This window comes from Hydrogenophaga sp. BPS33 (assembly GCF_009859475.1).
GTDB lineage: Bacteria > Pseudomonadota > Gammaproteobacteria > Burkholderiales > Burkholderiaceae_C > Hydrogenophaga.
Genome location: NZ_CP044549.1, coordinates 6,021,134 through 6,042,042, shown reverse-complemented (window position 1 = coordinate 6,042,042; position 20,909 = coordinate 6,021,134). Strand labels below are relative to the sequence as shown.

Genomic DNA, 20,909 nt, shown 5'->3' with positions numbered 1-20,909 from the left:
GGGTTCGGTGTTCAAGCCACCTTTTCGGGTGGTTTCTGTTCGCGCAGTTTCAGCGCGGCGATCAGGGCCAGTCCACAGATGGCCGCGAGCATCAAAAACGTTTCTTCGAATGCCGCCACGCGCTCGGGCGTGCCCGCAGCGCTGGTGGCGAGTTGCGCGCCGTGCACCGCCAGGCGCCATTCCAGCACGATGCCGCACAGGCTCACGCCAGCGGCACCGCCCAGCATGCGCACGAAGTTGATGGCGCTGGCGCCTTGCGGGATCAGCCCGCGGTCCAGGCTGCGCATGGCGCCGATGTTGAGCGAGGGCAGGATGAAGCCCAGCCCCACGCGGCCCAGGATGGCCCAGACCACCAGCAAAGGAATGATCTGTGCCGGTCGGCTCGGGTCGATGGTGACCATCAGCGCGAACGAAGCACTTAGCAGCACCAGGCCGATGGACACCAGGCGGCGTGTGGGTTGTCGGTCGGCCAGGCGGCCCACGACAGCGATCGCCCCGGCGAGCACGAACCCGGAGGGCAGCAGGATCGTGCCCACGTGGGAGGCGGAGAGGCCCAATCCGCTTTGCATGTACACCGGCAGCAGGTAGGTGGAGCCGAACAGGGCAATGCCATAGATGAAGGCCACGATGCTGCCCATGGCGAACAGCGGGTCCTTGAACAGCATGAGGTTCAACAACGGGTCCACGCCCTGCCCGGGTTGGCGTTGGCGCGCGCGCAGCGTGCGGCGTTGCACGACGATGAAGACCACCACGATGAAGGCCGCGCTGCCCAACAACAGCGTGGCGGTCAGCGCGGTGCCCCCTTGCAACTCGACCAGGCCGTTGAGCAGGCACAGGGTACCCACCGCCGCCAGCAGCAGCCCGAACCAGTCCAGGCCGGCACCCTGCGGGTTTGCCGCACTTCCGCCGGGGGCCGTCGTGGGCACGAAGCGCCGCGCAAGCCAGAACGAAGCGAGGCAGAACGGCACGACCATGAAGAAGATCGAGCGCCAACCGAACGCATCGACCAGCAGGCCGCCGAGGCTGGGCCCCAGCGCCGGCGCCAGCACCACGCCCATGCCGAAGATGCCGCTGGCGCGCCCCTGCTCGTGGGGCTGGAACGCGCGCAGGATGATGATGGCCGGGATCGGCTGCACCACGCCTGCGGCAAGACCTTCGGCCACGCGCGCGGCCATCACCAGCGGGAAATGGTTGGCCAGGCCACCCACCACACCGCCCACCAGCAACAGCCCCATGCAGCCCTCGTAGGTGCGGCGGTAGCCGTAGCGCGCCAGCAGCCAGGGCGTGGTCAGCATCGAGACCGTCATGGCCGCCATGAAGCCCGAGGTGACCCACTGCGCACGCTCCTGGCCGAGCGTGAAGTGGTGGCTCATGTCCGGGATGGCCACGTTGATCACGGTCGACGACATGATGGCTGCCATGGTGCCGACCATGACGGAGAACAGCAGCAGCCAGCGGTAACGCGGGCCGTGGCGCGCCTGCAGGGCGGGCAAGGAATGGTCGTTGTCGGGGGGGAGGGTCATGTCGCGATGCTGGGGGCGCCGCAACGCGGCCACCGTGGACATGCAGCATACGCCACACCAAGGGGGGTCGGGTATATTGGCCCGCGTCCGCCGCTCGTGTCTTTCGTGTCTGTTCTCCGCCATGCCTCCTGTTCCGCACGCCTCCCTGATCGTTCGCGGCCTGTTGCTGCTGATCGTTGCCACAGGCCTCTACTTCTTGCGTGGTTTTCTGGTGCCGGTGCTGGCCGCGCTCATCATCGGGTTTGCCAGCTGGCCCTTGTACCGCCGTGGCGTGCGCGCCTGCGGCGGCAACACCACCCTGGCGGCCAGCCTGGCGCTGGTGATCGTGATCGTGGTGCTCATCGTGCCGCTTACCCTGGCCTTGCACTACGCGCTGCAGGAGGCCAGTGCGCTGGTGAACTGGCTGCTCGAGGTCAACCGCCACGGCGCGCCCCCGCCGCGCTGGATCGAAGCCCTGCCCCTGGTGGGCGACACGCTGGCCACGTATTGGCGCGAGCACCTGGGCGAGCCGCATGCGCTGGGCGACTGGGTCCAGATCCTCAGTGGCCAGCACATCGGCAACATCTACCGCTGGGTGCTCAGCGCCACGGGCGACGTGTTCAACCTCGCGCTCACCGTGCTCTTCATGCTCATCACGCTGTTCTTCGTCTACAAGGACGGTGCGCGCATCGCCGACCAGCTCGACACCATCGGTGAGCGCCTGCTGCCCTTGCAGTGGCAGCGCTTCTCGCGCGTGGTGCCGGCCACGGTGAGCGCCACCGTCACCGGCCTGGGGCTGATCGCGCTGGGTGAGGGCGTGGTGCTGGGCGTGGCGTACTGGATCGCGGGCGTGCCCTCGCCGGTGCTGCTGGGGGTGATCACCGGCTTCATGGCGCTCATTCCCGGCGGTGCGCCGCTGTCGTTCACGCTGGTGTCGCTGTACCTCGTGGGCTCCGGACATCTGTGGGCGGGCCTGGGGCTCTTCGCCTGGGGCTCGATCGAACTCTTCATCGTCGACAAGACCCTGCGCCCGCGCCTGGTGGGCGGGCCGGTGAAGCTGCCGTTCCTGCCCACGTTCTTTGGGCTGGTGGGCGGTGTGAAAACCATGGGCATCGTCGGCCTTTTCGTCGGCCCGGTGCTGATGGCGCTGTTGGTGGCGATCTGGCGCGAGTGGGTGCTCAGCATGAAGCAGCAGCCCGAGCCCACGCTGGTGCTGCCGCCCGAAGCGGTAGAGCGGCCACGCGAGCCGCCACCGGTCTAGGTTTGCGCGGCGGCCTTGCCCACGCAGGCCGCGCAGATGCAGGCCTGCCCGCGTGCCTCATCGGGAATGCGCGCGAACAACGCGGGCGTGAAGCTTGCGCCCATGCACCAGCACGGTGGCTGCTTCTCGCCGGTCTCACGCTCGATCTCCATCGCACAGCGGTTGTCGCCACCGCAGAGAGGGCAGCGGCCGGGGTCGGGCAACAGGGACTTGCGGGGCGAAGACATCGGGGCAGTGTATGCCGGCTGGGAGGGCGCCGCGCGCAAGCGCGTGCCACAATCCGGCGCGTCCGTGCCGTCCGCGCGCGTTGTTCCCTCCCCTCCTTCCTGCCGTGACTTCGCTCTACCGTGAGATCAAGCGCCAGCTGATCGCCGACATCGCCAACGGCGTCGTGGCGCCCGGTGCCGCACTGCCCAACGAGACCGATCTGGCGCGCCGCTTCAACGTGTCCATCGGCACGCTGCGCCGCGCGGTGGACGAGCTGGTGGCCGACCACATCCTCGTGCGCCAGCAAGGGCGTGGCACCTTCGTCGGACTGCAGGATCGCGACCGCTTCATGTTCCAGTTCTTCCGCATCGAAGGGCGCGACGGCTTGCGCGAGTTTCCGCAACTGAGCATGCAGAACTTCGCCAAGGGCCGCGCCACGCCGGCCGAGGCGCGGCAACTGGGCCTCTCGGGCACGCCTTCGGTGTTCCGCATCGAGAACGTGCTGACCCTGCAAGGCCAGCCGGTGATCTTCGACCGCATCGTGATCTCCGCGCAGCTCTACGGCGGTCTCACGCAAGCGCAGTTCGAGCAGCGCAAGGGCACGATCTACGAGCTGTACCAGACCGACTTCGGCATCACCATCGTCGACGCCGACGAGCGCGTGCGCATCGAACCCGCGGACGCGCAGAGCGCGCAGCACCTCGGCCTGGCCGAAGGCGATGCGGTGCTGCACATCGAACGCGTGGCGCACACGGTGGATGGGCAGGTCGCCGAGTTCCGTATCTCTACCGTCAACACCCAGACCCACGACTACGTGGTGCGCGCGCGCGGGAAGAGGTGAAACACCCCCCTGCGCCGCTGCGCGGCTTCCCCCCTCTGTAGCGCGCCTTTGGCGCTTCGAGGGGGGACGGCATCTCGTGCCGGCGCAGCCGGACCCTCGATGCCTCTGGGTTCGAGCACGCTCGCCGGAGAGAAGACCGTGCCTCGGAGGTCACCACGCCCCCGGGAAAACCATGCCCCTCGGGGCGTTTTTTTTGGCCCTGCCAAAGTCATATAGATGATATAGTTGAATTCAGCTTGTGAAGACCGGCCGGAATCCGCAAGAGCCCTCCACAAACCACGATCAACGTGAGGAATTTCGAATGATCCATTGCGTACTGCACGACCCCAACGACAGCGTTGCCGTGGTCGTGGTCGAAGGCGTCAAGGCCGGCGAGTCGCTCACCGCCCTCATCCTGGACGAAGACCGGACCGTGCAGATCCCCTGCAAGGCCGACATCCCCCTGGGCCACAAGGTCGCCATGAAAGACATGGCCACGGGCGACACCGTCATCAAGTACGGCGTCGACATCGGCAAAGTCGTCGCACCGATCCCGCTCGGAGGCCACGCGCACGTGCAGAACATCAAGACCAAGCGCTGGTAAGGAAACACACATGTCCGTCATCGACAAGAACACGACTTTCTGGGGATACCGCCGCGAGAACGGCCGCGTGGGCGTGCGCAACCACGTGGTGGTGCTTCCGCTGGACGACCTCTCCAACGCCGCCGCCGAGGCGGTGGCCCACAACATCAAGGGCGTGATGGCGATCCCGCACCCCTACGGCCGCCTGCAGTTCGGCGCCGACCTCGACCTGCACTTCGCCACGCTCATCGGCACCGGCTGCAATCCCAATGTCGCCGCTGTGGTCGTCATCGGCATCGAGGACGGCTGGACGCAGAAGGTGGTGGAAGGCATTGCCAAGACCGGCAAACCCGTGACCGGCTTCGGCATCGAGGGCCATGGCGACCACGAAACCATCATGAAGGCCTCCCGCGTGGCGCGCGAGTACGTGCAGTGGGCCTCGGAGAAACAACGCGAGCAGTGCCCGATCTCCGACCTGTGGGTCTCCACCAAATGCGGCGAGTCCGATACCACCAGCGGCTGCGGCGCCAACCCCACCGTGGGCGATGCCTTCGACAAGCTGCACCCGCTGGGCACCACCCTCGTGTTCGGCGAGACCTCCGAGCTCACCGGTGGCGAACAGATCGTGGCCGCGCGCTGCGCCAACGACCAGGTGCGCGCGGACTTCATGAAGATGTTCAACCGCTACCAGGACATGATCAACCGCAACAAGACGACCGATCTCTCCGAATCGCAGCCCACCAAAGGCAACATCGCCGGCGGCCTCACCACCATCGAAGAAAAAGCGCTGGGCAACATCCAGAAGATCGGGCGCCAGTGCACGGTCGACGGCGTGCTCGACAAGGCCGAGATGCCCACGCACCCGGGCCTGTGGTTCATGGATTCCTCGTCCGCCGCGGCCGAGATGGTCACGCTCTGCGCGGCTTCGGGCTACGTCGTGCACTTCTTCCCCACCGGCCAGGGCAACGTGATCGGCAACGCCATCGTGCCCGTCATCAAGATCTGCGCCAACCCGCGAACGGTGCGCACGATGGGCGAACACGTCGACGTCGACTGCTCCGGGCTGCTGCAGCGCGAACGCACCATGGACCAGACCGGCGACCAGTTGCTCGAATGCATGCTGCGCACCGCCAACGGCCGCCTCACCGCCGCCGAGGCGCTGGGCCACCGCGAGTTCGTGCTCACGCGCCTGTTCGAAAGCGCGTAGGGGATGTGCGCACGCCGGTCTCTTTGCTGTCCATGATTTCGATCGCTGAACTTCAACTCCTGGCCGACGCCGCCCTGCGCGCCGCGGGGGCGAGCCCCTTGCAGGCTGGCGCCACCGCGCGGGCGCTCGTGGCGGCCGACGCCCAAGGACTGGCCTCGCACGGCGTCTCGCGCGTGGCCATGTACGCGGGGCATTTGCGCGCCGGCCGCGTCGACGGCGATGCCACGCCGAGCGTGCGCGCGGGCCGTGGCGCCTCGGTGCTGGTCGACGCGGACGATGGCTTCGCATTTCCCGCCTGCGAGCTGGCGATCGGCGAAGCGATCCAACGCGCCAGGCAAGAGGGCATCGCCATTGCCGGCGTGTGCAACAGCCACCACTTCGGCGCCGCGGCCTACCACCTCGAAGCGGTGGCGCGCGCCGGCCTGGTCGGCCTGGCCATGGGCAATTCACCGGCCGCCATGCCGGTGGCCGGTGGTGCGCGCGCGCTGCTCGGCACCAACCCCTTGGCGGCGGTGTTTCCTCGCCAGGGCGCGGCACCGCTGGTGATCGACCTGTCGTTGTCCGAAGTGGCGCGCGGCAAGATCATGGTGGCGGCCAGCAAGGGCGAACCCATCCCACTCGGTTGGGCGCTGGACGCGCACGGCCAGCCCACCACCGACGCGGCCGCCGCGCTCCAGGGTTCCATGTTGCCTTTCGGCTCGGCCGGTGGCGGCGTGAAGGGCGGCATGCTCGCGCTGATGGTCGAGCTGCTCGTCATCTCGCTCACCGGCGCGCGCTTCGGGGCCGAGGCCGACTCGTTCTTCGAAGCCGAAGGCAACCGCCCGCGCATCGGCCAGTTGTTCATCGCGATCGACCCGGCCGGCATGGCGGGCATGCCGGTCTACCAGGCGCGCCTCGAAGCCCTTGTGGCGGCCATGCAGGCAGAGGCCGGTGTGCGCCTGCCCGGCGCGCGCCGGGAGCGCCTGGCCGCGCAGGCAAAAGCCGAAGGCCTGAACATTCCCTCACCCTTGCTGCAGTCGCTGCGCGAACTCGCGCAAGGCCATTGACCTTGGCCCACGAAAGAACAAGAGACGAGCCCATGATCATCGACGCGCACGGCCATTTCACGACCACCCCCAAGCCCTTCGAAGCCTGGCGGCTGCGCCAGATCGAAGGCGTGAAGAACCCGGCGCGAATGCCCCAGGTGAGCGAGCTCCAGATCGGCGACGATGAGATCCGCGAATCGCTCGAAGGCAACCAGCTGCGCCAGATGCGCGAACGCGGCCACGACCTCACCATCTTCAGCCCACGCGCCATCTTCATGGCCCACCACATCGGCGACTTCCAAGTTTCCAGCACCTGGGCCGCGCTGTGCAACGAGATGTGCTACCGCGCCACCGCGCTCTACCCCGAGCACTTCGCGCTCGCGATCATGCTGCCGCAAAGCCCGGGCGTGGACCCGGCCACGTGCATCCCCGAGATCGAGCGTTGCGTGCGGGACTACGACGCCGTCGCCGTCAACCTCAACCCCGACCCCTCCGGCGGCCACTGGAACAGCCCGCCCTTGAGCGACCGCCACTGGTACCCGCTCTACGAAAAGCTCGTGGAGCACGAACTGCCCGCAATGGTCCACGTGAGCCAGAGCTGCAACGCCTGCTTCCACACCACCGGCGCGCACTACCTCAATGGCGACACCACCGCCTTCATGCAGTGCCTGGACTCCCACCTGTTCCGCGACTTTCCCACGCTGCGCTTCGTCATCCCGCACGGCGGCGGCGCCGTGCCCTACCACTGGGGCCGCTTCCGGGGCCTGGCGCAGGCGCTGAACAAGCCGGTGCTCGAAGAACACCTGCTCAAGAACGTGTTCTTCGACACCTGCGTGTACCACCAGCCCGGCATCGATCTGCTCACCCAGGTGATCCCGATCGAGAACATCCTCTTCGCCAGCGAGATGGTGGGCGCGGTGCGCGGCATCGACCCGCGCAGCGGCCACCACTACGACGACACGCGCCGCTACATCGACGCCGCCGCCATCGAGCCAGCCGCGCGCCACGCGATCTTCGAAGGCAATGCGCGCCGCGTCTACCCGCGCCTGGACCGGCGCTTGAAGGCACAAGGGCGCTGAAGACGCCCAGCCCGCTACCCGTGCACCCACCCACCAACGCAAAGAAGGAGACGACATGACACCGATGAAGACCCGACACGCCGTGTGGCTCTGCGCGGCCGCGCTGTTCACCCTGGGCGGCGCGCATGCGCAAGACGCGGCCAGCTACCCCAACAAACCCATCCGCCTCGTGGTGCCGTTCACACCGGGTGGCAGCTCCGACATCCTGGCCCGATCGCTCAGCCAGAAGCTCGGCGAATCGCTGCGCCAGCCGGTCGTGATCGAGAACGTGCCCGGCGCGGGCGGCTCGGTGGGCGCAGAGAAAGTCGCCAAGTCCGCGCCCGACGGCTACACCCTGCTCATGGGCCACATCGGCACGCATGCCGTCAACCCGTTGATCCAGCCCAAGATCCCGTACGACCCCATCAAGGACTTCGCGCCCGTGGCCTGGGTCGCCAACGTGCCCAACGTGCTGATCGTCAACAGCGCGCTGCCCGTGCGCAACCTCAAGGAACTCGTGGCCTATGCGCGCAGCAAGCCCGGCGAACTTAATTACGGCACCGGGGGCAACGGCAGCGCCGCCCACCTCGCCACCGAGTACCTGAAGATGGTGACCAAGACCTTCATGGTGCACGTGCCCTACCGGGGCGCGGCGCCCGCCATCAACGACCTCATTGCCAACCAGACACAGGTGGGCTTCCCCGGCGCGCCCGTGGCCAACCCCTTCATCAAGGGCGGGCAGGTGCGTGCCATCGCCGTCTCGAGCACCCAGCGGCTCGACGTGCTGCCCGATGTGCCCACCGTGGCCGAGAGCGGCTACCCCGACTTCGAGGCCGACCAGTGGTACGGCGTCATGGCGCCTGCCGGCACGCCGCCCGAGATCGTGCGCAAGCTCAACCAGCAGATCAACCAGGCCCTGCAATCGCCCGATGTGCGCCAACGCCTGCAAGGCGAAGGCGCGGTGCCCATGAACACCACGCCCGAGGCCTTCGGCAGCCACATCGCCAAGGCCCTGCAGCGTTGGCGCCCGGTGGTCAAGGCCGGCAACATGACCGCCAACTGAGAAGGTGTGAACGAATCCGCCATGGCCGCTCATCCCCGAGACTGACTTCATTCGCGATTTCAAACAGAGGAGACAGACATGCAACGAAGAACCGCCATTCAGAAGTCCATCGCCGCCGCCGCGCTGGCGATCGCGTTGCCCGCGAGCGCCCAGGCTCCGGCACAGGACTACCCGAGCAAACCCGTGCGCATCCTCATCGCTTTCAAGTCCGGCGGCGCGGTCGACATCGTCGCGCGCACCATCGGCCAGCAATTGCAGCAAACGCTTGGCCAGCCCTTCGTCATCGAATACAAGCCTGGCGCGGCGACCAACATCGCGATGAAAGCCATGATCGACGCCACGCCCGACGGCCACACGCTCATGCTCACCGCCAACAACGCCGCCATCAACCCCGAGCTGTTCACCCCGCCGCCCTTCGACCCCGAGAAAGACTTCGTGCCCGTCTCGCTCGTGGGCCGCGTGCCCGTGGTCATCGCCGCGCACCCGAGCTTTCCAGCGTCCACGCCGGGCGAGCTCGTGAAGCTCGCGAAAGAGAAGCCCAACGCCATCAGCTTCGGCAGCCCCGGCAACGCGTCGACCCCGCACCTGGCGGTGGAGCTGTTCACCAGTTCGGCCGGCATCCAGCTGCGCCACGTGCCTTACCAGGGCGGCGCGCAAGCCATCAACGACGTGCTCGGTGGCCACATTCCCGTGGTGGCCACCAACGCGCTGGAGATATCCCCCGTGGCCAAAGCCGGCACCATCAAAGTGCTGGCCGCGCTGAGCGCCCAACGCATCCCCACCATGCCGAACGTGCCGACGATCGCCGAGTCCGGCTTCCCCGGTTTTGAAGCCACGGTGTGGTACGGCTTCCTCGCGCCCAAGGGCACGCCGCAAGCCATCGTGAACAAGCTGCATGGCGCGATCCAGAAAGCCTTGGCCACGCAAGAGGTGCAGAACCGCATGGGCCAGGTGGGCGGCACGGTTTCGCCCGGCAGCGTGGACACGTTCACCGCGCTGCTGCGCAGCGAGCGCGAGCGTTATGGCAAGCTGATCAAGGCGACGGGGATCAAGCCCGGGGCGGACTGAACGGGTGAGGGAGGATTCTTCGCCCGATGGTTCCGGGGGCGCGGGCGGCGTGTCGAGAAGGTCGCCGTGACCCTGGGCGTTTCTCGGACCGTCCACGGCTCGCGCCGGGGATCAGCCCGACGCGATGGCCGCCTGCACCCGTGCGGCCGCATCCCGGGCATCGCGTGCGATGTCGGCGTCTTGGTCACCGACCACCTCAATCACCTCGGCCGACAACTTCTTGAGCGCCTGGAGCGCCATGTCGTTCTGCGGCACGGCGAGCACAAGGTGCATGTAGACGATCAGCTTGCGGGCGTGCTCGGCATCCACCACACCGGTTCGCAAGGCCAGCTCCAAAGCGGTTTCCGCGTTGGCCACGGCGGTGTCGACATCGTCGCTTTTCAAAGGATCCGGAATCGCATCCACGCCCAGGTGCTTCACCAAGGCCGCATGGGCATCGACCGACAATGCTGTGATATTCGCGGGGGCTGCGCGCGCGCTTGACACAGGATCCGCTGGCAAGGAAACCGAGAGCGCCTGCTGCAACATGTCGAGGTATCGGTGGGTGAATGCCAGCTTGCTGGCGGGGTCGTCGGACGGCAGGTCTCGAATGAGCTTGCCTTCGCCGTGGGCGATGCTGCGTTGCAGTGTGCGCAAACCCTCCTGCCCCCGCTGCTCCTTTTCAGCTCGCACAGCCGCGTCGATCCAGCCGGCCAGTTCTTTCATGCCGGACCTGGAACTGCCGCGCGAAGATCCGCCCACTGCATGCAGTGCGATGACGGCAGAACGCAGCAATGTGTCTGCCGTCCTGACGGGATAGGTCTCCCTCAGCGCCGCTTGCAGCGCGGCGGGGAATTCGGCCCTGGCCCTGGACTGGCGTTCGGTCCGCATTGCCTTCTGTGCTTTCAGGAGCGCCTTGGGCATGTACTCCAACTGGCTTGTCCTGTCCAAGAGGGCATGCAGCGTCTCCCGAGTCAACTTGCGGGCGTCGAACAGGGACACCGGGCCCATGAAGCTTGTGGTGATGGCTTCTTCGACATCCTGCAAATGACTGCTGACCTTGTCGAGCTCATCGCGGTCGAAGCCACCCTTTCCTTTCATGTTCTTGAGCCTGTCGACCGCCTCTCGGAGGGCCTTGAGCTGGACCGTAGACATCGCCTTGATCGAACTTCGAGCCGCGACTTCGACGAGCTGGATCGCTCGAAAATCGGCCCTCGCCTCGGGAGGCATGGCGCGCAGCTCGCGCTCTTTCTCCAATTGGAGCGCACGCAGGTCAGGGTCCTTGTCCAGATTGAGCGACCGCTTCCAGCTCTCTTCCAGCGCATTGCACGCAACGATCGCGCTACGCTCCAAGCGCTTGAGTTCGTGCAAGCTGAACGGCGCACCCGGTAGCCTGTGCCCGTTGGGCGGGTAGGTTTCGGCCAATACGACGAGATGGACCGCAGCGTCTTTGAGATCCACGAACTTTGCTTCGGCCCAATCGGGCGTGAGGTCTTCTTCTTCCTCTTCTTCCTCTTCTTCGAAGTCTTCCATTTGCGCCTTTGCGGCGACCGCCTTGCGGTGCACAAGTTCCGCCTTGACAGAGAACATCAGTTGGAAGAGGACCAGGTTGCGCGGCAGTTGCGGCCGATCGAGCAGTTTGACCCAGTCTCCGATGGAATAGGCCTTCGCCATCGAGCTCAGACCTTTCTCCATCGTCTCGAGCATCTTCCGGTCCATGCCGACGAGCCTGTCGCCCAGGCATTGGCCGCAAAGCCGGCGAATGAGGTCGGGCGCATGGGGGTGCCTTAGAGCGATGAGTTCCAGCTTCTGGCAAGTCCGATTCAGTGCCGACCCGGTAGCGTCCGCATGCTCCGCCGACAGGGCGTTGGTCAGGTTGCGCAGTTGTACATCCGCGTCTCTCAGCGGATTTTTTTGATCTCTTTGCGCGCGCAAATTTTCGCGCTCAGCGCGAACTTTCGCGTTCTCCATTCGCGCGTCACTTTTGTCTGCCGACACCTGTGCCTGGCAGGCAAATAGGGCCCCGAGTTCAACGCGGCTCAGGTCGTCCAAAGAGAAATCTGTGCCAGGCAGCGCGTCGGTGGTGACGGGGTAGCGTTGCGCCAGATCCAGGAGGTGTGCCGCTGCGGTTCTGAGCTTGAGGAGCTCTTCTTGGTCGCACGCACGGGTGACATTCGGATGGTCTTGTCCAAATTCTGGCATGTGCTTCTGGACCAAGGTCAACTGCTGGCGCAACAGCTGCGCCCGGATCGAGAAGTGGAGCTGAAAGAAAACCAGGTCTTGCGTGCGCTCAGGATGATCGAGAAGTTGGAGCCAGCCCGCATGTGAAGCACTCTTGAGGTGCGAGGCCAGATTCGCGTCCAATGCCTCGAGCGCGTTCGGGTCCATGTTGCCGATCTGATCTTGCACACATGGACCCATCAGTCGCCGAACGAGATCGGGTTCATCGGGCTGCAGTTGGGCGATGAGATCGAGTGACTCGCAGACCCAATCCAGCGCGTGTTGGTCCAACTCGCCCTCTCTGGCCGTCACCGCGCCGATCACGTTGGCCATCTGCCGGTCGGCTTCTCTCAGCGCATTCGCTGCCTGGTCTGTTGCCTTTGACGTGTCGAGCGCGTGGGACGAATCACTGTGCCGGGGGAATGAATGGTAGGGGGCGGTGGTGGTTCTCATCAGGAGACCTTGGGTGGCGATGACTCCCCTGGCGCTGCGTGAGCACAACGCAGATGTCGGGCGCGAAAAGCGCCTCTGCAGCGAGTGACAACCAGGCACAACGAGTTCCAGCGCTCGGCGCTCGCCGCCCCCTGCTTGATCACAAGGAACCGGGCGCTGGAGCAGGTTCCATACCTCTCTACCGACCCTTGCGGGCCATCCAAACGAACACGGCGCACACGCAGTCCACGACCGGGCGCGTCGGCTACAGGAGCATCCATGTCTCTCAATAACTCAAGCGTGCGCGCCAACGAGTACAAGCGTCCTTCGCTCGACAGGGGTATGTCCTTGGACGAAAACCCCGAGGTCCAGCGCAACGCCAGCGCAAAGGGCTCGAAGCTCCCGGGGCAGGTGGTGGAAGCCGAAGGGCCAAGGGTCGCCCCCCGAAAACCCAAGTTCTTTGATCTGAAGGGCCTGATGTCGCGTGTGAGCACCATGCTGACGCCCAAGCCCACTCGAGTCGCAAGGAACAACGCCGCGCAGTTGAGGTCCGCCCATACACAATTGAAGATGGCGGTCACCGCATTGCACGGCAAGAAAACGGACCTGGCGCAACAAGCCTGCACCGCGATGGCCGATGCGCTCAGCCGATTCGAAGGGCGCACGGCATCGGGTGTCAGCAGGCACGCCTTTTGGGCATCGATGGCGCAAGAGCTCTCCACATTGAACATCGCGGAGCTGGAAGCCGTGGCAGAGGGGCTGAAGGCGCTTGAAACCCAGCTTGACCAGGAGGACGTTAAGGGGAAAACCAAGGTGAATGGCACGCTGAATGGTGTCATCGCTCAACTGAAATTTTCGGTCCATGCCCCCCTGCTGGAACTCAAGATGGACGCGTTGGACGAGCAAAGGGTGCATCGGTATGCCAGCAATTGGCATGCGTCGCTAGGAAAAGCGATGCTCGATCTCAACGGCATGGCAGATCTCGTGCTCAAAGAGGCGAGAGCGTTTGGACTGGAGGAAGGGGCCACGCTCCCCGGCACGACCGTGTCCACGACCCAACTGGTGAGCGCGAAGAAAAAGATGGAAGGGGCGCTGGTTGCCATCGGGGCGAACGCGGGCAGGGTCGTGGCCGAATCCCATCTTCGAACCGCGCAGAAAACGCTGGCCGGGCTCAAAACCTTGAACGACGCGATCGCCTTCTTGCAGCACCCGTCGAGCCCGGCGTCTGTCGACCCAGAGGTTGTGACGTTGTTGGCCGCGCAGGTCAAGAAGGCCGAGGGTGACTTTGTCAGAAGCGAGTTCGGTGCCGGTGCCCACAAGATCAAGCCGGCGGACATGAGCCATGCCGATCTCGCGGCGCTCTACAAAAGAATGGCCGAGTGGCCCTATGTTCCCGAGCAACTCGCTGGTTTGAAAGGGAAGACCGACGCTGCAATGCAGAACCGCAAGGCGAAGGCGGGGGCGGAGATCCAGGCGCAGCTTCAACAGCTCTCGCGCGACACCACTGGGGACACCACCGAACTGCTGTTGCGCGCATCGGTTCTGGTGGCCCGCCACGCGCAGGTGTTTGAGGCCCTGGGTGCATCGGTGTCTGGAGAGCTCTCCGTGTGGATCCAGAAGTTTGCCCGCGACGAGAGCGTGGGCCATGCAAAGGGTCTGTGGCACCTGCAGTACAGCCTGACGGTGGGTGACGGCAAGGCCATTCGGGACGTGTTGGGGACGCTGAACGTGGACAGGATCAAACCGGCCATCGAATTTCTCGAATTGTTGACGTTGCATACCAACGTGGCCTTGCAGACGGTCTCAACACCCGCACCCAAAAAGGCGGTTGCCGAACTGAGCGATGCGGCGCGCAACGCCTTGATGCGCCATTTGCACGTGGCTGTGGCCGTGGCTCCGCATGAGCTTGTCGATGGCGCAGGATTTGTGTCCACGTGGCAATACGAAACCGCCGCAGCGCTCAAGAATGTTCGCCAGGACCCAATGGGTAAAGAAGACCTGCCAGTGGAAAAAAACGCAGGCAGGGTGGGGAACTTGACCTATTGCATCCAAGGGCTCCTGCGGGTCGCGGTGGAGCCCGAAGACTACGCCTACCTGGCCCAGTTGAAGCCTCTGGCTGCCGCGCTGGTGAGCGCAGCAACCCGCCTGCGAGACGAGGACCGTGCCGCAGATGCGAAAGAAATGCTCGCCAATCTTGAAGCGGCCCTGGACACGCCTCGGCGCTGAGACCACCCCGGACAGGCGAGCCATCTTCCGCGCGTCTGAGGCGGTGTGACGCTCACACCTTCTGGCTTCCAAGCGGCAGCACCGCCGCCGGTTTGCGCCGCAGCTTCAAGCGGCCCAGCGGCTGCTCGACCCAGCGGTAGAACAGGGCGCCGGCCACGTTGCAGGCCAGCCAGGCCAGCAGCACGCCGCCGGTCTGCGTCACCGAGTCGTGACTGCCGTAGCGGGTGAACCAAGCGTTTACCACCAGCGCAACGGAGAAGTTGAGCAAAAACACCGCATACGAAATGCGGCTGAGGTACGCCACCACGCGGCTGCGCGGCCAGGTGAACAACCAGCCCTGGCGCTGCGCGCAGGCCAGCGCCAGGCACACCATCAAGGCCAGTGCGATGCGTTCGCGGAAATCGATCGTCAGGGCCATCAGCGCCATGGCCACCAATGCGCCCATCAACCAGCGGCCATTGCGCCAGGCCTCGTCGTCGTGCGTGGTCCAGTAGGCGAGTGCGCCCAGGCCGTAGGCGCCGGAGAAGTAGAGCGCCCAGCTGTCCCAGTCGCTGTCGGTGTTGAAGTGGAACAACGAGGCCGCCACCAACAGCGCGGTGAACGCCATTGCCCAGGCGCTGCTCGCCGGCAGCCGGCGCGAGAGCCACAACACGGCCAGCAGCAGCGCGTACAGCTGGAAGTCGATCGCCACGTACCAGACGCCGGCCGAGAGCGAGTCCATGTCCAGCAGGGTGTGCAGCAACAGCGCGTGTGAGAGGAACTGCCACAACCCGGGCGGTGGCGACACCGAGTCGTGCGCCATCCAGCGGCGCGCGAGTTCGGTGCACAGCATGGCCACCACCAGCGCCGCGATGTACGGCAAGGCGGTGCGCACATAGCGCTGGCCGAGTTGTGCCATGAACGGGGTGTTGCGCGGCACCGCGCCGGGCGCCATGCTGCGCGCCGCCAGGAAGCCCGCCACCACCAGGAAGATTTGCACCGCCATGCGCGCGTCCTGGCTGAACCAGCTCACGAGATCGGGCGCGAGCCGGTGTGTCCAGTCCGACATGGGGCCGTAGAACGCGAGGTGGTGCAGCACGATGAGCTGTGCGCCGACAGCCTTGAGCAGGTCGATGAAAAGCAGGCGCTCGGCAGCGCCGCGCAAGGGGTACGTGCTCACAGCGCTACCCCACCCGTGCGGGCCAGTTTGTGGATCGGATAGCCGGCGGTGGGACATTCAAACATGCCCGGAATTATGGAGCGGCTTCCATGAGGGGCATGCGTGTGTCGGAATCGGAGCATGCCTACACGCGCCTGCGCATAGACTGGCCGCATGCGCCCATCTTCCTGGCCCGTTGTGCCCACCCTTCTGGTCGCCGTTGCTGCGGTGGTCCTTGTCACCTCCGGTTGCGCCGCCTGGCGTGTCGGCAAAGCCAGCGAACTGGCCAAGCGCAGCGAGCCGCTGCAGCACGCCCCTGCCAACGCCCCACTGCGCCTGCTGATCGTGGGTGACAGCACCGGTGTGGGCACGGGCGCGAGCTCGCCGCAGAACAGCTTGGCGGGCTTGTTGGCGCAGGCCTATCCGCGCCTGCACATCGACAACCGCGCGCGCGATGGCGCGACCTTTGCCGATGTCGTGGGCCAACTCGAAGCGGTGGGCGCAGCGCGTTACGACCTGGTGCTGGTCCAAGCCGGCGGAAACGACGTGATCCGTCTGCGCAAGATGGACACGGTGCGCACCGATATCGAGCGCGTTGCCGCACTGGCCCGTGCGTGCGGCCAGCGCGTGCTGCTCATGCCGGCGGGCAACGTGGGCAACGCACCCTTCTTCTTCGCTCCGGTGTCCTGGTTCATGACCTCGCGCGCCCGAACCCTGCATGGCCATGTGCGCGACACCGCCAAGCAGCAGCGTTTGGTGTACGTGAACCTGTTCAAGGACAAGGCGGACGATCCCTTTGCCCAGCGACCGGAGGAATTGAACGCGGCCGACGGCCTGCATCCGAGCGATGCTGGCTACCGCGTGTGGTTCGACGAGCTGATGGCGCAGGCCCGGCTCGCGCCGGTGCTGGCCCCCGCGAAGGTCCGGTGACCTGATCGGCCGCGCGCTAGCCACTCGCCATGGACTCCCTCATCGCGGCTTGCGCACGCGCCCTCGCCACCGGTGACGCGCTGGGCGCGCTCAAGCGCGTCGCCCTGCGCGAGGATCCGCCCGCCCTGGCGTTGCGCGGCATCGCGATGGCGCAGCTCGGTGAACTGGTGCGCGCCCGCGAGCTGTTGCGGCGCGCGGCCAAGGGTTTTGGGGCGCACGAAGCGAGATCGCGTGCGCGCTGCGTGGTGGCCGAGGCCGAAGTGGCCTTGGCCTTGCGCGACCTCTCGGGCGCACCGCGGAAGCTGCTCGCGGCAGCGGCCACGCTGGAGGCGCAGGGCGACCGTGCCAACGCGCTGCACGCGCTGCTCATTGCCGCGCGGCGCTCGTTGCTGCTCGGGCGTCTGGAAGAAGCTGCCCACACCCTGGCACAGGTCGAGGCGCGTGCGGGCCAAGGGTTTTCGCCCTTGTTGATGGCGGTGGCCGAGTTGAGCTCGGCCGAACTCGCGTGGCGTTCCCTGCGCACGGGTGCGGCGCGCGCAGCGCTCGACCGTGCGGCGCTTGCCGCGCAGCGCGCGGGCGTGCCGGCCTTGCAGGCCGAGGTGGCACAAGCGCGCGCCGCGCTCGACGCGCCCGCCGCGCGGCGCCTGATCGCCGGTGGCCAGGAAGCGGCACTGCGCCTGGACGAGGTCGAGGCCCTGCTCGTTTCACCGGCCCTGGTGGTGGACGCCTGCCGCCATGGCTTGAGCGCGGGTGCGGCGTGGCAAGCCCTGGCGCGTCGACCCATCCTGTTCGCACTGGCACTCGAACTGGCCAAGGCCTGGCCGGGCGACGTGGCGCGCGAGGCGCTGATCGCCAGCGCGTTCCGCACGCGCCGCCCGGACGAGACGCACCGCGCGCGCCTGCGGGTGGAAGTCGGACGTTTGCGTGCGCTCATCGCGCCACTCGCGGGCATCGAGGCCAGTGCGCGCGGCTTTGTGCTGCGGCCGCACGCGGCGGTGGACGTGGTGGTGATCCTGCCACCGATCGAAGGCGAACAGGCCTCGTTGCTCGCGTTGCTGGGTGATGGCGCGGCGTGGTCGACCTCGGCGCTCGCCCTGGCCTTGGGCGCGAGCCAGCGCACCGTGCAGCGCGCGCTGGCCGAGCTGGAGGCACTGGGCCGGGTGCGCGCCATCGGCCAGGCCCGCGCGCGGCGCTGGCTGGCGCCACCCCTGACCGGATTCACGACAGCTTTGTTACTCCCCGCCGCGATGCCGTTTGCGTAGAGTGCTTTCACGGCGTCGATATCCGCACACGCCCCAAGGAGCAGCACATGAAAACCCCCTCTTCATCACCAGCCGAGATCGTGCGCGAATACGGTCCTTTCGACGGCGCGCCCAACGTGGCCGGCGTCAGCTACGACGGCAGCCGCGTCTGGGTCGCGCTGGGCGCGCAACTGGCGGCCATCGATCCACAAAGCGGCGAGACCAAGCGCACGCTGGACCATGCCAGCGATGCCGGCACCGCGTTCGACGGCACCCACCTGTACCAGATCGCCGAATCGCGCATCGACAAGATCGACCCCGTCAGCGGCCAGGTGTTGAAGTCGATTCCCGCGCCGGGCAAAGGCAACGACTCGGGCCTCACCTGGGCCGAAGGCAGCCTGTGGGTGGGCCAGTACCGCGACCGCAAGATCGTGCAGATCGACCCCGAGACCGGCGCGGTGAAACGCAGCATCGAATCCAACCGTTTCGTCACCGGCGTCACCTGGGTCGACGGCGAGTTCTGGCACGGCACCTGGGAGGGCGAGGAAAGCGAACTGCGCCGCATCGACCTCACCAACGGCGCGGTGCTGGAGCGGCTGGCGATGCCGAGTGGCGTGGGCGTGAGCGGGCTCGAGGCCGACGGCGCGGACCTGTTCTATTGCGGTGGCGGCGAGAGCGGCAAACTGCGCGCCGTGCGCCGACCCCGGCGGGCCGCCAAGGGAGAAGGCGCATGATCCACATCGTTCACCGCGTGGGCATCCAGGCCCAGCCTTCGGCGGTGTACCGCGCCTTGTCCACCACGCAAGGCGTGGCCGCCTGGTGGACGCGCGACACCCATGGTGTCTCGGCACCCGGCGGTCGCATCGACGTGCACTTCAACGCCCCGACGGGCGAGCGCCTGGGCAGCATGGCCTTCGAGGTGAAGGCGCTGGTGCCGGACCAGGAGGTGCGCTGGCATTGCATTGAAGGGCCGCAGGAGTGGGTCGGCACCGACGTGGTGTTTCGCCTGTCGCACGCCGAGCCGCAGTGCATCGTGAACTTCACGCACGCGAACTGGCGCGAGGCCAGCGAGTTCAACGCGCACTGCAGCATGAAATGGGCGACCTTTCTGCTGAGCCTCAAGGCGTTGCTGGAAACGGGCGATGGAAGACCTGCGCCTCACGATCTGAAGATCGACAACTGGAACTGAAGCGGCCCGAGGGTACTTTCGATGCCTCGCAGAGACGAGGAACCCCACTTGAAGCAGCGTTACCCACGGGGCGTGTCAACCATCCCCAAGGAAATCGCATGCAGCAAGACATCACCGCCGAAGCGCTGTTCGGCCCACTGCCGATCAACATGGATCAACTCGCGCAGCTCTTTCAGGCCGCGAGGGCGGCGGGTGAAGGCGGGCAGACCTTGGGCCAGGCCAGGAAGATCTCGGCGCGGGACCTGGACGCTCTGTGCAACAAGGCCATGGCCTTGTGCGATGAAGAACGCTGGCAGGAGGCCGGCCTCATCGCCCTGCAACTGGCTTTGCACGATCCGCGCAACAGCCGCTTTCTGTTTCTTGCCGGCACCTGCCTGCAACGCATGATGGAGTTCCAGGCTGCCGCAGGCTTGTTCGGCCTGTCCTCGATCGACAACGAGCACCCCATCGTTGTCTTCCGCATGGCCGAGTGTCTGGCTGCCGCCAGCCAGTTCGAACCGGCGCGTGAAGCCTTTGATGCCTGCCATGAGATGTGCCGCGGCCACCTGGACCTGCGCGATCTGCAGGATGCCTGCGCTGATGCGCTGACCAAGCTGACCCAGCACTGAGGAGGCCGCATGAAGAACATCGGCACTGCGGGCACGTCGGGCTGGACCCCACCGACGGCGTCCGGTGGCCAGCCCCAGCCAGTCCCCAGCCCCAACGGCGTGGCCGCCAGCTTTCAACAGTCGCCGCTTCCTTGGAATGCCCATGCGCCCCAAGGTGACAGCCTCGGCTCGGCGCATGCAGCCACCACCACGACCACGACCGGCGCAACCACAACGACCACAACGACGACCACAGCAACGACGACGACAACGACCACCGCAGTGGCTGCCCCATTGCTGTCGACGCCCCCCGCATCGAACAGCAGCCAGAGCCAGGCTGTCTCGCCTGCATTGATCGATGCACCGCCACCCGACCCCGCGTGGGTGCTGGATTTGCCCCCGGGCACTTTGCGGGGGGATGAATGTATTCGTGAACGCATAGACCCCAATCTCTCCCTGGTCAACGGGGAGGGAGTGGTCGCGCTGGACTTTACCCTGAACCCGACGCGCTGCCCTTCCCGTCTGCGAAGCCGTGCGGAAGGGCTTGCCGCTCTCATGGTCATCCGCAACGGCGTCGCGACCGAGCTCAAGGCCGCGCAAGGGGCGCTGGCGGAAACCACGCCGGCTTCGCACGCGCATGGCTTGGCCCAGGAGGCGTGTGCGCGTCTGGAGCGCGAGCTGCAGGCGGTGCAGAGCCGACTCGCGGCCGAGCACGCCAAGGTCCAAGGCTTCATGGAGCAACCTGAAGAGGGTGGAGGCGAAAGGGAAGTCCGGCTGTACCTCGCGAATCACCCCGTTCTGAACCACGCCGTAGAGACCTATTCCCCATTGGGATACCTGAGTGCGCTGGGGACGCCGCAAGCCGCGCTGCTCACCACCTTCGGGGCTGCGGGGTTCGTGGCGGGCTTGGTGGCCAACGCGCAGCACTGGCATGCCCGGCCACTGGTGGAAGCCTTGCGAGACGAGCTGCGCCCCATCGCCCTCCTGGCCCAGATCGTCGATGAAACGCTGCGTGCCCTGGGCTACGAAATGGACAACGGCAAGCTCGTGAAGACCGGCGATTGCGTGCACATGCCGGACGGAAAAGATCTGGTGTCCGATGTGGTGGTGGGCGTTCTCATCGGCTTCTTCTTCGGCTTTCTGTTGATCCAGTCGGGCTGGCTCGACATCTGA

The 20,909-nt window shown here is 66.3% G+C and carries 19 protein-coding genes; 15 read left to right on the top strand and 4 right to left on the bottom strand.

Going from position 1 to position 20,909, the window contains the following annotated elements:
- Positions 1 to 11: 11 nt before the first annotated feature.
- Entirely contained in the window at positions 12 to 1,523 is a 1,512-nt protein-coding gene (locus tag F9K07_RS28040; protein ID WP_159596514.1) for an MFS transporter, read from the bottom strand.
- Between the two features lie 121 nt (positions 1,524 to 1,644).
- Between F9K07_RS28040 and F9K07_RS28035 the strand changes: the two genes are divergently transcribed.
- A complete protein-coding gene (locus tag F9K07_RS28035) occupies positions 1,645 to 2,763 on the top strand; it encodes an AI-2E family transporter (protein WP_159596513.1) in 1,119 nt (372 codons plus the stop codon).
- Here the strand turns inward: F9K07_RS28035 and F9K07_RS28030 are convergent.
- Positions 2,760 to 2,990 carry a cysteine-rich CWC family protein gene (locus tag F9K07_RS28030; RefSeq protein ID WP_159596512.1) on the bottom strand — a complete coding sequence of 77 codons (231 nt, stop codon included), beginning with the start codon at positions 2,988 to 2,990 and terminating at the stop codon, positions 2,760 to 2,762. The genes F9K07_RS28035 and F9K07_RS28030 overlap by 4 nt on opposite strands.
- 104 nt (positions 2,991 to 3,094) lie before the next feature.
- Between F9K07_RS28030 and F9K07_RS28025 the strand changes: the two genes are divergently transcribed.
- From F9K07_RS28025 to F9K07_RS27995, 7 genes are all read left to right on the top strand, one after another.
- Positions 3,095 to 3,811 (top strand): GntR family transcriptional regulator, encoded by a 717-nt coding sequence (locus F9K07_RS28025; RefSeq protein WP_159596511.1) that lies wholly within the window; start codon positions 3,095 to 3,097, stop codon positions 3,809 to 3,811.
- 301 nt (positions 3,812 to 4,112) lie between these two features.
- Positions 4,113 to 4,394, top strand: a complete 282-nt coding sequence (locus tag F9K07_RS28020; protein ID WP_159596510.1) for a flagellar biosynthesis protein FlgA — start codon at positions 4,113 to 4,115, stop codon at positions 4,392 to 4,394.
- Between the two features lie 10 nt (positions 4,395 to 4,404).
- Positions 4,405 to 5,580: a UxaA family hydrolase gene (locus F9K07_RS28015; RefSeq protein ID WP_159596509.1), complete on the top strand. Its 1,176-nt coding sequence runs from the start codon at positions 4,405 to 4,407 to the stop codon at positions 5,578 to 5,580.
- A 26-nt stretch (positions 5,581 to 5,606) separates the two neighbouring features.
- Positions 5,607 to 6,626, top strand: coding sequence for an Ldh family oxidoreductase (locus F9K07_RS28010; protein WP_159597140.1), 1,020 nt, complete (start codon positions 5,607 to 5,609; stop codon positions 6,624 to 6,626).
- 32 nt (positions 6,627 to 6,658) lie between these two features.
- Positions 6,659 to 7,684: an amidohydrolase family protein gene (locus F9K07_RS28005; RefSeq protein ID WP_159596508.1), complete on the top strand. Its 1,026-nt coding sequence runs from the start codon at positions 6,659 to 6,661 to the stop codon at positions 7,682 to 7,684.
- Between the two features lie 55 nt (positions 7,685 to 7,739).
- Positions 7,740 to 8,726, top strand: coding sequence for a Bug family tripartite tricarboxylate transporter substrate binding protein (locus F9K07_RS28000; RefSeq protein WP_236581733.1), 987 nt, complete (start codon positions 7,740 to 7,742; stop codon positions 8,724 to 8,726).
- 78 nt (positions 8,727 to 8,804) lie between these two features.
- Positions 8,805 to 9,794 (top strand): Bug family tripartite tricarboxylate transporter substrate binding protein, encoded by a 990-nt coding sequence (locus F9K07_RS27995; protein WP_159596507.1) that lies wholly within the window; start codon positions 8,805 to 8,807, stop codon positions 9,792 to 9,794.
- Positions 9,795 to 9,905: 111 nt separating this feature from the next.
- Here the strand turns inward: F9K07_RS27995 and F9K07_RS27990 are convergent, their stop codons facing one another.
- Positions 9,906 to 12,446 carry a hypothetical protein gene (locus tag F9K07_RS27990; protein WP_159596506.1) on the bottom strand — a complete coding sequence of 847 codons (2,541 nt, stop codon included), beginning with the start codon at positions 12,444 to 12,446 and terminating at the stop codon, positions 9,906 to 9,908.
- Positions 12,447 to 12,911: 465 nt separating this feature from the next.
- Between F9K07_RS27990 and F9K07_RS27985 the strand changes: the two genes are divergently transcribed.
- Positions 12,912 to 14,651: a hypothetical protein gene (locus F9K07_RS27985; RefSeq protein ID WP_159596505.1), complete on the top strand. Its 1,740-nt coding sequence runs from the start codon at positions 12,912 to 12,914 to the stop codon at positions 14,649 to 14,651.
- Positions 14,652 to 14,703: 52 nt separating this feature from the next.
- Here F9K07_RS27985 and F9K07_RS27980 read toward each other — a convergent pair whose 3' ends face one another.
- Positions 14,704 to 15,810, bottom strand: coding sequence for an acyltransferase family protein (locus F9K07_RS27980; protein ID WP_236581732.1), 1,107 nt, complete (start codon positions 15,808 to 15,810; stop codon positions 14,704 to 14,706).
- 153 nt (positions 15,811 to 15,963) lie between these two features.
- Between F9K07_RS27980 and F9K07_RS27975 the strand changes: the two genes are divergently transcribed.
- The 6 genes from F9K07_RS27975 (at position 15,964) to F9K07_RS27950 (ending at position 20,909) form a co-directional block, all read left to right on the top strand.
- Positions 15,964 to 16,719 (top strand): SGNH/GDSL hydrolase family protein, encoded by a 756-nt coding sequence (locus tag F9K07_RS27975; RefSeq protein ID WP_159596503.1) that lies wholly within the window; start codon positions 15,964 to 15,966, stop codon positions 16,717 to 16,719.
- A 29-nt stretch (positions 16,720 to 16,748) separates the two neighbouring features.
- Positions 16,749 to 17,981 carry a helix-turn-helix domain-containing protein gene (locus F9K07_RS27970; protein WP_159596502.1) on the top strand — a complete coding sequence of 411 codons (1,233 nt, stop codon included), beginning with the start codon at positions 16,749 to 16,751 and terminating at the stop codon, positions 17,979 to 17,981.
- A 47-nt stretch (positions 17,982 to 18,028) separates the two neighbouring features.
- A complete protein-coding gene (locus F9K07_RS27965; RefSeq protein WP_159596501.1) occupies positions 18,029 to 18,694 on the top strand; it encodes a hypothetical protein in 666 nt (221 codons plus the stop codon).
- Complete coding sequence (locus F9K07_RS27960) at positions 18,691 to 19,149, top strand: SRPBCC family protein (RefSeq protein WP_159596500.1); 459 nt, start codon at positions 18,691 to 18,693, stop codon at positions 19,147 to 19,149. The genes F9K07_RS27965 and F9K07_RS27960 overlap by 4 nt, the downstream gene beginning before the upstream one ends.
- Positions 19,150 to 19,247: 98 nt before the next feature.
- Positions 19,248 to 19,757, top strand: coding sequence for a hypothetical protein (locus F9K07_RS27955; protein ID WP_159596499.1), 510 nt, complete (start codon positions 19,248 to 19,250; stop codon positions 19,755 to 19,757).
- Between the two features lie 9 nt (positions 19,758 to 19,766).
- Positions 19,767 to 20,909 carry a hypothetical protein gene (locus F9K07_RS27950; RefSeq protein ID WP_159596498.1) on the top strand — a complete coding sequence of 381 codons (1,143 nt, stop codon included), beginning with the start codon at positions 19,767 to 19,769 and terminating at the stop codon, positions 20,907 to 20,909.